Below are 14021 nucleotides of genomic sequence, written 5' to 3' on the forward strand. Positions count from 1 at the left end.
GCGTGGATTACGAGGCGGCACTAGTGCCCGATCGAGTCCAGGGACGCCGGGATGTTGTCCAGGTAGCCCTTGATGTTGCGGGCGGTCTCCTGCACGGAGTCGCCGCCGAATTTTTCCGTGACCGCTTCGGCAAGCACCAAAGCCACCATGGCCTCGGCCACCACGCCCGCGGCCGGGACCGCACAGACGTCCGAGCGCTGGTGGTGGGCCTTGGCGGCTTCTCCGGTCTTCACGTCAACGGTCTTGAGCGCACGGGGCACCGTCGCGATGGGCTTCATCGCGGCACGGACCCGGAGCACGTCGCCAATGCTCATGCCGCCCTCGATGCCGCCGGCCCGGTTGGAGGTGCGGATGATCCGGCCGTCGGCATCCTTCACGATTTCATCGTGGGCTGCGGAGCCGCGGCGCGCCGCTGTGAGGAAGCCGTCGCCGACTTCAACGCCCTTGATCGCCTGGATACCCATCAGGGCCGCGGCGAGGCGCGAATCGAGGCGGCGGTCCCAGTGCACGTAACTGCCCAGTCCCGGCGGGAGGCCGTAGGCGAGGACTTCGACGACGCCGCCAAGGGTTTCGCCCTCCTTGTGGGCAGCGTCCACCTCGGCCACCATCGCGTCGGACGTTTCGCGGTCGAAGCAGCGCAGCGGATCGGCGTCGAGCGCCAGCACGTTCGAGGGCACCGGCAGGGGCCGTCCCTCGGGAACGGAAACGTTGGCGATCGAGACGGTGTGCGAGACCAGCTCGATGCCGAGCTGCTGCAGGAAGGCGGCGGCGACGGCGCCGAGGGCCACCCGGGTTGCGGTTTCCCGGGCGCTGGCGCGTTCCAGGACGGGCCGAGCCTCATCGAAGCCGTACTTCTGCATGCCGGTGAAATCGGCGTGGCCGGGCCGTGGCCGGGTCAGGGGCGCGTTGCGGGCCTGATCGGCGAGGACTTCCGGATCCACGGGATCAGCGGACATAATCTGTTCCCACTTGGGCCATTCGGTGTTGCCCACCTGGATGGCGACGGGGCCGCCCTGCGTGGTTCCGTGGCGGACACCGCCGAGCACTGAGACCGTGTCCTGTTCGAACTTCATCCGGGCGCCGCGGCCGTATCCAAGGCGCCGCCGGGCAAGTGCCTCGACGATCCGGTCGCTGGTGAGCTCCACACCGGCGGGGACGCCTTCGATAATTCCGACCAGGGCCGGGCCATGGGATTCTCCGGCAGTCAACCAACGCAACATAAAATCCATCCTGCCATGCAAGGCACTTAGAACACCCGTCGAGGAGCCCCGACTGCGTCACACATCACATCTATGACTTCGGCCGGGACGGGGCCGCCGAGGCCGCTGAAGTGGCGTACCTGTTCGATGGCCTGGTACAGCAGCATTTCCAGCCCGGGCACCACACGGCCGCCCCGGGCCGCCCAGGCCGCGGCGATCCGGCTGGGCCAGGGCTCGTAGGCCACGTCGAGGAGCACGCCGGTTGCTGCGGCTCCGGCGGGCAGGGTGGCCAGCTGTTCCGCCACCCCGTCGGCTGCCCGCGGGGGGAGGGTGGAGATGACGACGTCGGCGGCCGCGACGGCCGGTGCGGCCATCTCCAGGGGCAGGACCGTCAGGGACAGTCCGACGGCGGCCGCCGCTGTCCGGGCTTCGGCGGCGCGGCCGACGTCCCGGACGTAGACCGTGGCGGCGGGGGCACCGAGTTCCTTCAGGGCCGCCACTGCGGCCGCCGCTGTTCCGCCGCCGCCCAGGATGACGGCGGCGGGCTCACGGCTGGCCCCGGCGTAGCGCAGGGCGTTCACGATTCCCGCGACGTCCGTGTTGTAGCCCACCAGCCGGGCCGGTGCGCCGGTGGCCGACTGTGCCCGCTCGAACGCGACGGTGTTGATGACCCCGAGGTCCCGGGCCACGCCGCGGACTTCGTCCACCTCCGCGGCCATGGCGGCCTTCAGCGGCATGGTGACGGACAGTCCGCGCCAGGCGCCGTCGGCCCGGACACCAGCCATAAAGGCGGGCAGGGCGTCGACGGTGACATCAATGGCGTCGTAGTCCATCGCGACGCCGAGCTGCGCGTAGGCGGCGCGGTGCAGCGCCGGGGACTTCGAGTGGCTGATGGGATGCCCGAGGACGGCGGCCCGCAGCGTCACACGCAACGGCCCGGGTTGGCCTCGCACCACGCGTTGTACTTGGCGACGTAGCCGTTGTGCTCGGCCAGGGTCTTGGAGAACTTGGTCTCCTTGGTGTCCAGGTTGATGGTGACCCAGTACAGGTAGTCGTTGCTCTTGGGTTTGGCGGCCGCGTCGAGGGCGCGCTTGCCCGGCGAGCCAATGGGACCGGCCGGGAGGCCAACATTGGCGTACGTGTTGTACTTGTTGGACTTGTCGGCCTTCTGGGCCTCGTCGATGTGGAAACTCCGGATGCCCAGGCCGTAGGTCACCGTGGCGTCCGACTGGATGAGGCCGTTGGTCTCGGTGTTGTTCGGCTTCAGCCGGTTGTAGATGGCACCTGCCACGTCCCCGTACTCGGCCTGGCCGCCCTCGGCCTGCACAATGCTGGCGACCGTCACGACGTCGTACTGCTTGTTCGGGTCGGTGACGCCCTGGGCCTTGAGCTCGTCGAGTGCGCTGCCGCTGAGTTTCTTCAGGATGTCCTTGGCGGAGGTCCCGATCGGGAAGCGGTATTCACCCGGGAACAGGAATCCCTCGAGGTTCTTGGCCTTGGCAGGGACGCCGAACTGCTTCGGGTTATCGCTCAGTGCCTTCAGTTCCGGCACCGAAATACCTGTGCCGTCGGAGATTGCCTGCAGCGATTCGTTGATCCTCAGGCCGGCGCTCAGGGCAAAGTACATCACCTTGTCGGCGCCCTTGTTCAGCAGGATCGCGACGGCGTCGGCGTTGTTCATCTCCTGCCGAAGCGTGAAGGTGCCGGGGCTTAGCGCTCCCCCGGAGGACGCGAACTGCTTGACGAACGAGTCGGCGTTGGCGATGACCTTCTTGGATTCCAGGTCCGCGGCCACGGACCGGGGCCCGGCGCCTGGCGGCACGGTGATAGTCACGGAGCCGGTGCCGGGGCCCGGATAGTCTGCTGCGGCGTTTCCACCGAGAAGGGGTTTGATGACCTGGGCGCCGACGACGATCGCGACGACGAAGACGGTCAGCGTCAGGAGCAGAGCGAGGAAGCGGCGGCGCCGGCGGACCTTCTTGGAGGGGCCCTTCGCGGTGGGAATGCTGGCGGCCCCAGCCATCAGGCCGTGGCCCGGCTCCTCGTCGTAGCCGTGGGGGTCGTCCTCGTGGTGGTCCGCGTAGGCGGGATCGTAATCTGCCCCGTGGTGGGCGCTGTGGCCGTACTGCAGTTCGTCGGCACGGCGCAGGGTTTCCTCGCGGGACATACCGGCGGCGTAGTTGTGGACGGGCTCGTGGACCGGTTCCTCATAAACGGGGTCCTCGGCAACGGGCTCGTGGTGAACCGGCTCGTGGTGCACGGGTTCCTGGGCAAACGGTTCCTCGTGAACGGGCTCGTGGTGAACCGGCTCCTCGGCAACGGGCTCGTGGTGAACCGGCTCCTCGGCAACGGGCTCGTGGTGAACCCGTTCCTGGGGCGCGGGCGCCTCACGGGTGGGCTCAGCGGAGTCCTCGCGAACCGGTTCGTGCACGGTCGGCTCTGCAGCGGGAAGGTCCGGGGCGGCAGCTTCGCGGGGAGCGTCGGGCTGCTCTACCGAAGCTTCGGACTCGGTCTCGAAAGCCTGGGGCGGGATGACATCGTGACCCTGTGTCGCCAGGAACTTCTCCTGGGCACGGATCTCTTTACGCGTCAGCGGACGGCCAGCGCCATTATTGGCATCACCAGAGGAGTCGTCATTATTGACCGGGCTCACTGTAGCCTTCCAGTTTGGGCAGAATGCGTTGTGCAGAATGCGTTTGTACTGCCGGGGCGGCCTGAGCGCCGCCGCCGGGTGGCCCCGGCGGCAGGTCCGCGCTGACGCGGCTTCCCACTTCCGTTTCCCTGGCCTTTTGCATATCGATCGCGTGCTGCAGAATGGCTGCGGCGGCGACCTGATCAACTACTTTACGGTGGTCCTTGCTGCTCATGCCAGCTTGGTGCAGGTTGCGGTGGGCTGTCACCGTGGTCAGCCGTTCGTCAACCAGCCTCACTGGCACGTCGGAACCGGCCTCGGATAGTTTCCCGACGAGTAGCTTTGCATACTCGGTGGCCATTCGTGCGGAAGCGTGCTCTTCACCTTTCATGGTGCGCGGCAAACCAACGAAGATTTCCACCGCCTCGAGCTCCCCGGCCAGCTTTGCGAGAACTCCCACATCAGTGTTCTTCTTCACGTTGCGGGTCAGGGTACGCAGCGGAGTGGCGAGGATCCCGTCCCGGTCGCACACCGCCACGCCCACGCGCACGGTACCGACGTCTACCCCGAGTTTCACGCCCCGGGGGTAGCCGCCGGGTATGGCCGATTCAGTCATCCGTTGTTCCGTGCTAGCGCCGGGTGATGGCGTCCACGACGGCGGTGAGGGCCGTGCCGACCTTGGCCGCGTCCGTGCCGCCGCCCTGGGCGACGTCGTCCTTGCCACCGCCGCCGCCACCGAGGATGCCGGCAGCGAGGCGCACCAGCGCACCGGCCTTAACCCCGGCGGCCCGTGCTGCTTCGTTGGTGGCGATCAGGATGACCGGGCGGTCGTTGCTGACGCCGGCGACGGCGACGGCGGCGGGCTCGGACCCGAGGCGGGTCCGGAGGTCCAGCGCCAGTCCGCGGAGGTCATCGGCGCCGCTGACCAKGCCGGCRTCGTGGGCRATMACCTTSACGCCGGCRGCGTCCTTGGCGGTGCCGACCAGCTGTGCGGCCGCGGCCGACAGCTGCTCCTTGCGCAGCCGCTCCAGTTCCTTTTCAGCCGTCTTGAGCTTGGTCAGGGTGCTTGCGATGCGCTCGGTGAGCAGGCCGGACGGAACCTTGAGCATTTCCGTCAGTTCAGTGACCAGGGCGCGTTCGGCCGCGAGGTGCCGGAACGCGTCCATGCCGACGAAGGCCTCCACACGGCGGTTTCCCGAACCGACGGACTGCTCGCCCAACAGGGAGAGGCTGCCGATGAGGGAGGTGTTGGAGACGTGCGTGCCGCCGCACAGCTCGCGGGACCAGGCGCCGTCGATCTCCACAACGCGGACTTCGTTGCCGTAGTTCTCGCCGAACAGTGCCATGGCGCCCAGCGCCTTGGCTTCCGCGAGTCCCATGACCTTGGTCTGGACCTGGAAGTTGTTCCGGATGGCGATGTTGGAGACTTCCTCGATCTCGGAGCGCGTGGCGGCGCTGAGGCCTTCACCCCAGGAGAAGTCGAAGCGGAGGTATCCGGCCTTGTTGAAGGATCCGCGCTGCAGTGCTTCCGGGCCGAGGATCTGGTGCAGGGCGGCGTGCACAATGTGCGTGCCGGTGTGGGCCTGTTCGGCGGCGTGGCGGCGTTCCCGGTCGACGGCGGCCTGGACCATGGCGTCGGCCCCGATTTCGCCTTCACGGACGATCGCCTTGTGCACGCTGAGTCCCTTGATGGGCCGCTGGACGTCCAGGACCTCGACGACGAACCCGTCGCCGGTGATGAGCCCGGTGTCGGCGGCCTGGCCGCCGGCCTCGGCGTAGAACGGCGTTTCGGCCAGGACCAGTTCGATTTCGTCACCGGTGGAGGCCTGCGAGACCTTGCGGCCGCCGGCCAGGATGCCGCGGACCTTCGACTCGCCGGCGAGCTCGGTGTAGCCGGTGAAGACGGTCTCGCCGGAGGCCAGGAGTTCCTGGAATGCGCTGAGGTCGGCGTGGGCGCCCTTCTTGCCCTTGGCGTCGGCCTGGGCGCGCTGGCGCTGTTCCAGCATCAGCTTGCGGAACTCGGGCTCGTCAACCTTAAGGCCGGCTTCCTCGGCCATTTCCAGAGTGAGGTCGATCGGGAAGCCGTAGGTGTCGTGCAGGGCGAAGGCGTCGGCGCCGGAGAGCGGCTGGCCCGCGGCCTTGGACTCCTTCACGGCGTCCTCGAGGCGGGCGGTGCCGGAGGCGATGGTGCGCAGGAACGCCTTTTCCTCGGCGTAGGCGATCCGGCTGATCCGGTCGAAGTCGGTCTCGACGATCGGGTAGACGCCCTTCATGGCGTCCCGGGATGCGGGCAGCAGGTCGGGCAGGCACGCCTTTTCGACGCCCAGCAGGCGCATGGAGCGCACGGCCCGGCGGATCAGGCGGCGCAGCACGTAGCCGCGGCCCTCATTGGAGGGTGTTACGCCGTCGGCAATCAGCATCAGGGCGGACCGGATGTGGTCGGCGACCACGCGCATCCGGACGTCGTCCGTGTGGTGCGGGTCTTCCGCGGTCTCGGCGGAGGTGTATTCCTTGCCGGAGAGAGCGGCGGCTTTGTCGATGACCGGGCGGACCTGGTCTGTTTCGTACATGTTCTCGACGCCCTGCAGGATCATCGCGAGGCGCTCCATGCCGAGGCCGGTGTCGATGTTTTTCTTGGGGAGCTCGCCGGTGATGTCGAAGTCGACCTTGGAGCGCACATTGTCAATCTGGTACTGCATGAACACGAGGTTCCAGATCTCGATGTAGCGGGTCTCGTCGGCCAGCGGGCCGCCTTCGATGCCGTAGGCCGGCCCGCGGTCGTAGTAGATCTCGGAGCAGGGGCCTGCGGGGCCCGGCTGGCCGGTGGACCAGTAGTTGTCCGCCTTGCCCATCCGCTGGATGCGTTCGGCGGGCACGCCGGTGTTCTTGAGCCAAAGCTCCTTGGCTTCGTCGTCCTCTTCGTACACGGTGACCCAAAGACGCTCCGGCGGAAGGCCGTAGCCGCCGTCGTCAACGCTGGTGGTCAGCAGTTCCCAGGCGAACTTGATGGCGTCTTCCTTGAAGTAATCGCCGAAGGAGAAGTTACCGCACATCTGGAAGAAGGTGCCGTGGCGGGCCGTCTTGCCGACTTCCTCGATGTCGCCGGTCCGGATGCACTTCTGCACGCTGGTGGCCCGCGAGTAGGGTGCTTCCTCACGGGCGGTCAGGTACGGAATGAACGGGACCATACCGGCCACCGTGAACAGCAGGGAGGGGTCGCTGGAGACCAGGGAGGCCGAGGGCACGGCGGTGTGGCCCTTGCTGACAAAAAAGTCGATCCAGCGCTTGGTGATCTCCTGCGACTTCATAACCTAGTTACTTACCCTTCAATATTCACTGCATAGTTGGTTCCCGGATGCTGGCCGGCAGCTGGTGGTGGCGCCAAACGCCGTGCTGCCGCCTCCGGAAGGCTTGAAATACCGGAATGGTTCCGGCAGGCGTCCCGCGGGACGCCGGTGCTTCTCATTCTCTCCCGGCTAGCGCCGGACCGCACCCCGGCCCGGCAGGGCACCGTAGGGGGCGTCCGCGGCGGAGTCCGCGCCGGCGTCGGCCCCGACGTCCACGCCGAGGGCCGTGCGGAGTTCGGTCTCCCGTTCGCGCATGCCCACGCGGACGGCGTCGGCGAAATCGTACACACCGTCGGCGAGGCGGCCGACGGCACGGTTCAGGCCCTCGGGGCCAAGCGTTGACTGCGCCTCGGTGAGCTTGCGGAAGGCGATGACACCGATCGCGACGCCGATGCCCATCCAGATGATCCTGTTCATGTCAGTTCCTGTCAGGTCGGCGTGGTCAGCGGCTGCGGCGGCCGGTGGCGGGTTTCTTGCGGGCCGTGAAGGCGGAGCGGACGCCGTAGCTGAACGCGGCCACCTTGATCAGCGGGGAACCGACGGTGGCGGCCACCAGGGAGGACAGCGCCGAGATATTGGCGGAGGCATCCGAGACGTTGGAGGAGATCCCGTCAACCTTCTTCAACTGCTGGTTGGTCGTGGAGACGGTGGCAGTGACCTCATCCATGAGGGGGGTGGCGCCGTCGCTGATCGAACGGATGGTGCTGCGCACCTCGTCAAAGACGCCCCCGAGCTTCAGGATCGGCACGGCGAGCAGCAGCACCAGCAGTGCAAACACCCCGGCCGCGATCAGGCCGGCAATATCGCCACCAGTCATAGACGTTCATCTCCTTGAAACTCCGTGGATTGCTGCAAGGTCCTCTGGCGCCGGGACGGCAATCGGAGAACTCCCCCAAGTACCTTACATACAAAGAAGCCCGCGGCGCTTGCCACGGGCTTCTTTGTAAGGTGTCGCGCTGGATCTAGCGTGCGTAGAATTCCACGACGAGCTGCTCTTCGCAGGTCACGGGGATTTCGGAGCGCTTGGGGCGACGGACCAGGCGGGCCTGCAGGGCGTCGAGCTTGACGTCCAGGTAGGCCGGAACCATGGGCAGAACGTCGCGGTGTGCGCCGGCCGCTGCCACCTGGAAGGGAGGCATGGTCTCGCTGCGGCTGTGAACGTGGACCAGCTGGCCCTCACCGACGCGGAAAGACGGACGGTCAACGCGGATGCCGTCAACCAGGATGTGGCGGTGCACAACCAGCTGGCGGGCCTGGGCGATGGTGCGGGCGAAGCCTGCACGCAGCACGAGGGCGTCGAGACGCATTTCGAGCAGTTCGATCAGGTTTTCACCGGTCAGGCCCTTGGTGCGGCGTGCTTCTTCGAAGGCACGGGTCATCTGGGCTTCGCGGATGCCGTACTGGGCGCGCAGACGCTGCTTTTCGCGCAGACGTACGGCGTAGTCGGAGTCCTGCTTCTTGCGGGCACGGCCATGCTCACCGGGGCCGTACGGGCGGCGCTCCATGTACTTGGCGGCCTTGGGGGTCAAAGCGATGCCGAGTGCACGCGAGAGGCGTGCGGTACGGCGAGCACGAGTGTTGTTAGCCACTTGTGTCCTTCCAATATCTGCGGTGTGTCAGTGTTACTGGCCTCCACGATGGAGAGCATCGGCCAACCGCTGCCTTTTGCTACTGGGCACAGGGCAAACCCATCACATCAGCGTCAACCGCTGAAAACCGGTGGATTGTGCGTCCGTGCCTTGCCAGACAACAGACAATCCTAGCATGATCCCTACTTGCCCCGGATGATCTTCCGCAGCCGCTCAAGCCGGGTGGAGATCTCCCGCTCGGCGCCGTTGCCGGTCGGTTCGTAGTAGTTCCGGCCCACGAGGTCGTCCGGCGGGTACTGCTGCGTGGCCACCGCATGCGGCGCGTCATGGGCGTACTTGTAGCCCTTGCCGTGGCCCAGCTGCTTGGATCCCGGGTAGTGGGCGTCCCGCAGGTGGGCGGGGATGCCGTTGCCAAGCCCGGCCCTGACGTCCGCGATCGCCTGGTTGATCCCCATGTACGCGGCGTTGGATTTGGGCGCGGTGGCAAGGTGCACCACGGCTTCGGCCAGGATGATCCGGCCCTCGGGCATGCCGATCAGCTGCACCGCCTGCGCTGCGGCCACCGCGGTCTGCAGCGCGGTGGGATCCGCCATTCCCACGTCCTCGGCCGCGGAGATCACGATCCGGCGGGCCACGAACCGTGGGTCCTCCCCCGCCTCCAGCATCCGGGCGAGGTAATGCAGTGCGGCGTCGACGTCGGACCCCCGGATGGATTTGATGAAGGCACTGGCGACGTCGTAGTGCTGGTCCCCGGCCCGGTCGTAGCGCACCGAGGCGACGTCGAGGGCACGTTCCGTGTGCTTGAGCTCGATCCTGACCGCAGGCTCCGCGGCGGTGCCGTCGGCGTCGTCCGCGTCCCCGAAGGCGACGCCGGCAGCGGCTTCCAGGGCCGTCAGCGCCCGGCGGGCGTCCCCGCCCGAGAGCCGGACCAGGTGGGCCAGGGCCTCGTCGTCGAGCTCGGCCTTGCCGTTGAGGCCGCGGACGTCCTCGGCGGCCCGGCGGAGCAACCCCTCGACGTCGGCGTCGGTGAGTGGCTTGAGGGTCAGCAGCAGCGAACGGGACAACAGCGGCGACACCACCGAGAACGACGGGTTCTCCGTGGTGGCCGCGACCAGCACCACCCAGCGGTTTTCGACGCCAGGAAGCAACGCATCCTGCTGGGCCTTGTTGAAGCGGTGGATCTCGTCCAGGAAGAGCACGGTGGTGGTTTTATACAGGTCCCGGGCGGTGAGCGCCTCGTCCATCACGCGCCGTACGTCCTTCACTCCGGCGGTGATCGCGGAGAGCTCAACGAACTTGCGCCCCGGACCCTTGGCGATGACGTGGGCGAGGGTGGTCTTACCCGTCCCCGGGGGGCCCCAGAGAATCAGTGAGCTCGGCCCCGCCGGTCCGGTGGCGTCGCTGCCGGCAGCCAGCTGGCGTAGTGGCGACCCTTGGCCCAGGAGGTGCTGCTGGCCTACGACGTCGTCGAGGCTCCGCGGCCGCATGCGGACCGCCAGGGGGCTGCGCGGGGTGGAGTTCCCGCTCGACGGGGACCGGCCGGCCTCGTCGGCGTCGTCGTTGTTGGCGGACGCGTTGTCCTGTCCTGCGCCAAAGAGATCATCCACATAGATAGGCTACTTCTAGTTCCGCGGCCGCCCCGACACGGCGGCCGCCCCTTCCCCTCACACTGGAGACCCCGCCATGCCCAGCCCCGAGACCCGTGTGGCATTCGTCTCCGGCGACCGGCTGGCCGGCTGGGTGGAGAGGTTCCGCGCCAGCCATGGAGATCTGCGGGAAGAATCACTGGACGCTGGCCTGCAGCTGGTCGCGGCCGACGGCGCCGTGGCGTTGTTGCAGCCCCCGTGGCCCGACGCCGGCAGGCCGGGCCGCGGCGATGGTCCGGTTGCCCGGCTCGCGTCGTTGGCGTCGCAGCCCCGGCGCCTGGGCCTGGTCCTGGTGCGCCGCGGCGGGTATTCGGTGGCGGCGGTTTCCGAGGGGCGGGTACTCGCGTCCAAGACCGGTACCCGGCACGTGCAGTCCCGCACCGCAGCGGGCGGATGGTCCCAGCAACGGTTTGCGCGGCGCCGGGCAAACCAGGCGGACGCCCTGGTCGAGGCGGTGGCCGCACACGCCGCACGGATTTTCGCGGACCACAGCATCGAGTACCTGGCTCCGGGCGGGGACCGTACCCTGGCCGACGAGGTGCTCGCCAAACCCGTGCTGAAAGGCTATGCGGGGCTCGACCGGCTGGCATTCCTGGACGTCCCGGACCCGCGCGCGGTGGTGCTCAAGAAGGCCGCCGCCGACGTCTGCGCCGTGCGGATCCACGTCACCGACCCGCCGTCGTAAGCCCCGCCCCGCCCCGCCTCGCGCCACCTGAGCACCGCCTGGGCCGGGCCGTTTCGACGGTTCCGTGCCGACTCGACGCGCAGATACGTCTAATGCGCAGGGAACCGTCGAAATGGCGCCGGGTGGAGGCCCGGGGTGGTGGGGCGGGTCAGCAGCCGGTCAGGTGGCGCTTGGGCCGTTCCTGCCGGTAGAGGTAGCGGCCGGACTCTGTGAATCCGGCCCGGCCGTAGAGTTGCCGCGCGCCAGTGTTGGCCGCCGTAACGAGCAACCAGTAGCCCGCCAGACCCATGCGGCTTCCCTCGCCCAGCAGGGCCTGGAGCACGTGAGCACCGTAGCCCCGGCGCCGTGCGTCCGGACGGGTCGCCATGCAGTACACCCCTCCCCACTGACTGCTATCCGCGGCCGGGGTGTCGACGGAGCGCCCGGGGGCGAGCACCGGCAGGGCGAGGCGTCCGACGGCGGCGGGGACGCCGTCGTCGTCCCGCACCAGTGCGTACAGCGCCGGGCAGCCCGTCAGGATCCCGCGGGCCACCTCGAGGGCAGCATCGTCGCCCCGGCCGTCCACGCTCCACCAGAGCCGCAGCCACTCCCCCGATGGCTCGTTGGAGAGTTCGACGGCGCCGCGGTCACCCGCTGCGACGCCGGTGCCTATACCTGCGCCGTGCCGGGCCATCACGAGGGTTTCGGACTGCCGGGTGAAGCCTTCGGTGTCGAGGAGCGTGTTCAACGGCCCGGACTCTGCGCCGTCGAAGACCTGGAATATCAGGGGCTGGCGGCGGGTCCGGTACCAGAGCCGCGCTTCCCGGAGCGCGGCCTGCTGCGCATGCGGGTCCGCTCCGGGTTCGCGGGGCCAGACGGAGTTGGCGCGCTGCGTCACTCCGGCGGCGGCGCGGAGCACCCACCCGGCGGTGTCCGCCCGTTCGGCGGCCGGCCACGCGGCATCCATGAGTGCCTCCAGCGCGGCGGGCGCATCGTGTCCCATGGGATCCTCTTCCCTCAATATTCAGTCCGCCGACAGCAATGGCCCCCCGGTTTCCCGGGGAGCCACGTGCTGCCAGTCAACGCAGGCTACTTGGAGCCGTCGTCCTTCTTGGTTTCCGGTTTGAAGTCGACGCCGGCTTCCTTGCGCTGCTGCGCCGTGATGGGCGCGGGTGCCTGGGTCAGCGGGTCGTAGCCGCCGCCGGACTTCGGGAACGCGATGACGTCGCGGATGGAGTCCACGCCGGCGAGCAGGGAGACCACGCGGTCCCAGCCGAACGCGATGCCGCCGTGCGGGGGCGCGCCGAACTTGAAGCCCTCGAGCAGGAAGCCGAACTTCTCCTGGGCGTCCTCGTGCGAGAGGCCCATGACCTTGAAGACCCGCTCCTGGATGTCGCCCTGGTGGATACGGATGGAACCGCCGCCGATTTCGTTGCCGTTGCAGACAATGTCGTAGGCGTAGGCCAGCGCGGTTTCCGGGTCGGTGTCGAAGCTGTCCATGAACTCCGGCTTCGGCGAGGTGAAGGCGTGGTGCACGGCCGTCCACTTGCCGGCGCCGACAGCTACGTCGCCGGAGGCCACAGCGGCGGCGGCGGGTTCGAACATCGGCGCGTCGACTACCCAGCAGAAGGCCCAGTCGGCGGGGTTGATCAGGCCCGTCCGGTGGCCGATTTCCACACGTGCCGCGCCGAGCAGGGCACGGGACGGGGTCTTCTCGCCGGCGGCGAAGAAGATGCAGTCGCCGGGGTTGGCGCCGACGGCCTCCGCGAGCCCGGCCCGTTCGGTCTCGGTCAGGTTCTTGGCTACGGGGCCGGCGAGTTCGCCGTCTTCCTTGAAGAGGACGTACGCGAGGCCCTTGGCGCCGCGCTGCTTGGCCCATTCCTGCCAGGCGTCGAGGGCGCGGCGGGCCTGCGAGGCTCCGCCGGGCATCACGACGGCGCCGACGTAGGGAGCCTTGAAGACGCCGAAGTTCGTGTCCTTGAAGAACTCGGTGAGTTCGGTCAGCTCCAGGCCGAAGCGCAGGTCCGGCTTGTCCGAGCCGTAGCGGGCCATCGCGTCGTTGTAGGTGATGCGCTGGATCGGGGTGGGGATCTCGACGTCGATCAGCTTCCAGAGCGCCTTAACGATGTTCTCGCCGAGGCCAATGATGTCGTCCTGCTCCACGAAGCTGGCTTCGATGTCGAGCTGGGTGAACTCCGGCTGGCGGTCGGCACGGAAGTCCTCGTCCCGGTAACAGCGCGCGATCTGGTAGTACTTCTCGAAGCCACCGACCTGCAGGAGCTGCTTGAACAGCTGCGGGGACTGCGGCAGTGCATACCAGGATCCCGGCGCGAGGCGGGCGGGTACCACAAAGTCGCGGGCACCTTCCGGCGTCGACCGCGTCAGCGTGGGCGTCTCGATCTCGACGTAGCCGTCCTGGTGCAGCAATTCGCGGGCCACGCGGTTCGCCTCGGAGCGCAGGCGCAGGTTGCGGGCGGGGCCGGGGCGGCGCAGGTCCAGGTAGCGGTGCTTGAGTCGTGCTTCCTCGCCTACTTCAACGTGCTCGTCAATCTGGAACGGCAGCGGGTCCGAGGTGTTGAGGATGGTGACCTTTTCGGCCATGACCTCGATCTCGCCGGTGGCCAGCGAGGGGTTCTCGTTGCCCTCGGGACGCTTGGCGACGGTGCCGATGATCTGAAGCACGAACTCGTTGCGGAGATTGTGGAAGACCTCTTCTTCGCGGACGACCACCTGGGAGACGCCCGAAGCGTCGCGCAGGTCCACGAATGCGACACCACCGTGGTCACGACGCCGGCCGACCCAGCCGGCGAGGGTTACGGTTTGTCCAATGTGCTCGGAGCGAAGGGATCCGAGGTCGTGTGTGCGCAGCACAGCTCGCCTTTCAGAAGGAAAACAGGGTGATGTTAAAGAGGACCGCTACAGGAACGGTCCCGTTCGAGTTTAC

General features: G+C 68.0%; 12 protein-coding genes. 1 reads left to right on the forward strand and 11 read right to left on the reverse strand.

What is annotated here, in order from left to right:
• Positions 1 to 20: 20 nt before the first annotated feature.
• The 9 genes from aroC to AC1DBE_RS02150 all read right to left on the reverse strand — a co-directional run bounded on the left by aroC (position 21) and on the right by AC1DBE_RS02150 (position 10374).
• A complete protein-coding gene (aroC, locus tag AC1DBE_RS02110; RefSeq protein ID WP_476880218.1) occupies positions 21 to 1220 on the reverse strand; it encodes a chorismate synthase in 1200 nt (399 codons plus the stop codon).
• A 26-nt stretch (positions 1221 to 1246) separates the two neighbouring features.
• Positions 1247 to 2125: a shikimate dehydrogenase gene (locus AC1DBE_RS02115; protein WP_476969669.1), complete on the reverse strand. Its 879-nt coding sequence runs from the start codon at positions 2123 to 2125 to the stop codon at positions 1247 to 1249.
• The gene (mltG, locus tag AC1DBE_RS02120) at positions 2122 to 3852 is read right to left on the reverse strand and encodes an endolytic transglycosylase MltG (RefSeq protein WP_476969450.1); all 1731 of its coding nucleotides are present in this window, start codon (positions 3850 to 3852) and stop codon (positions 2122 to 2124) included. Before mltG ends, AC1DBE_RS02115 begins: the two co-directional genes overlap by 4 nt.
• Positions 3836 to 4447 carry a Holliday junction resolvase RuvX gene (gene ruvX, locus AC1DBE_RS02125; protein WP_476969451.1) on the reverse strand — a complete coding sequence of 204 codons (612 nt, stop codon included), beginning with the start codon at positions 4445 to 4447 and terminating at the stop codon, positions 3836 to 3838. Before ruvX ends, mltG begins: the two co-directional genes overlap by 17 nt.
• Before the next feature lie 13 nt (positions 4448 to 4460).
• Complete coding sequence (gene alaS, locus AC1DBE_RS02130) at positions 4461 to 7139, reverse strand: alanine--tRNA ligase (protein ID WP_476969452.1); 2679 nt, start codon at positions 7137 to 7139, stop codon at positions 4461 to 4463.
• A 168-nt stretch (positions 7140 to 7307) separates the two neighbouring features.
• Positions 7308 to 7595 (reverse strand): DUF6167 family protein, encoded by a 288-nt coding sequence (locus AC1DBE_RS02135; RefSeq protein ID WP_476969453.1) that lies wholly within the window; start codon positions 7593 to 7595, stop codon positions 7308 to 7310.
• 25 nt (positions 7596 to 7620) lie between these two features.
• On the reverse strand, positions 7621 to 7995 hold the full coding sequence (locus AC1DBE_RS02140) for a DUF948 domain-containing protein (RefSeq protein WP_476879934.1): 375 nt from the start codon (positions 7993 to 7995) through the stop codon (positions 7621 to 7623).
• Positions 7996 to 8140: 145 nt separating this feature from the next.
• Entirely contained in the window at positions 8141 to 8767 is a 627-nt protein-coding gene (gene rpsD, locus AC1DBE_RS02145) for a 30S ribosomal protein S4 (protein WP_091251848.1), read from the reverse strand.
• Between the two features lie 182 nt (positions 8768 to 8949).
• Positions 8950 to 10374, reverse strand: coding sequence for a replication-associated recombination protein A (locus AC1DBE_RS02150; RefSeq protein WP_476903344.1), 1425 nt, complete (start codon positions 10372 to 10374; stop codon positions 8950 to 8952).
• Between the two features lie 76 nt (positions 10375 to 10450).
• Between AC1DBE_RS02150 and AC1DBE_RS02155 the strand changes: the two genes are divergently transcribed.
• Complete coding sequence (locus AC1DBE_RS02155; protein ID WP_476969454.1) at positions 10451 to 11098, forward strand: acVLRF1 family peptidyl-tRNA hydrolase; 648 nt, start codon at positions 10451 to 10453, stop codon at positions 11096 to 11098.
• A gap of 148 nt (positions 11099 to 11246) precedes the next feature.
• Here AC1DBE_RS02155 and AC1DBE_RS02160 read toward each other — a convergent pair whose 3' ends face one another.
• Positions 11247 to 12080, reverse strand: a complete 834-nt coding sequence (locus AC1DBE_RS02160; RefSeq protein ID WP_476969455.1) for a GNAT family N-acetyltransferase — start codon at positions 12078 to 12080, stop codon at positions 11247 to 11249.
• A gap of 86 nt (positions 12081 to 12166) precedes the next feature.
• Positions 12167 to 13948 carry an aspartate--tRNA ligase gene (aspS, locus tag AC1DBE_RS02165; protein ID WP_476879930.1) on the reverse strand — a complete coding sequence of 594 codons (1782 nt, stop codon included), beginning with the start codon at positions 13946 to 13948 and terminating at the stop codon, positions 12167 to 12169.
• Positions 13949 to 14021 lie beyond the last annotated feature (73 nt).

Source organism: Arthrobacter sp. 10T416, assembly GCF_056394165.1.